Consider the following 550-nt stretch of genomic DNA (forward strand, 5'->3'; position numbering starts at 1 on the left):
GACGCCGTCAGGATCGCCCGAGCGATGGTCTAGCTCGCTCGGTCACCGCGCAGGCCCCGGATTGGAAGGTGGTCCCCGGTCACGCATATGCGATCCCCGCACCCCTGCCCTCTCGGGTGGGCATGCGGGTTCCAGAACCCGGCGCGTCTTGGCCGGTAGATGGTGTTGACCCCCCGGGGCCCTGGTGCTGTATGGCACCAGGGCCCCTCGATGTGTCCCGAGAGGCGCGATGACCCCTGAAAGCACACGTAAACCGGCCCACAGTCTCGACGACGACGACTACCCCGCCTACACCATGGGCCGCGCGGCCGAGATGCTCGGCACCACGCCTGCCTTCCTGCGGGCCCTCGGCGAAGCCCGCCTGATCACGCCACTGCGCTCCGAGGGCGGCCACCGCCGCTACTCCCGCTATCAGCTGCGGATCGCCGCCCGCGTCCGCGAGCTCGTCGATCAGGGCACCGCGATCGACGCCGCCTGCCGCATCGTCATCCTCGAAGACCAACTCGCCGAAGCCCAGCGGCTCAACCAGCAATCACGCCAACTGACAACC

General features: G+C 69.1%; 1 protein-coding gene. It reads left to right on the forward strand.

The genetic code is table 11. From position 1 onward, the window contains the following. Positions 1-229: 229 nt before the first annotated feature. Positions 230-550, forward strand: a 321-nt coding sequence (locus tag MXD62_RS10005; RefSeq protein ID WP_248829060.1) for a helix-turn-helix domain-containing protein, incomplete at its 3' end; no start/stop codon positions are given.

It is taken from the genome of Frankia sp. Mgl5, assembly GCF_023242985.1.
In the GTDB taxonomy this organism is placed as follows: domain Bacteria; phylum Actinomycetota; class Actinomycetes; order Frankiales; family Frankiaceae; genus Parafrankia; species Parafrankia soli.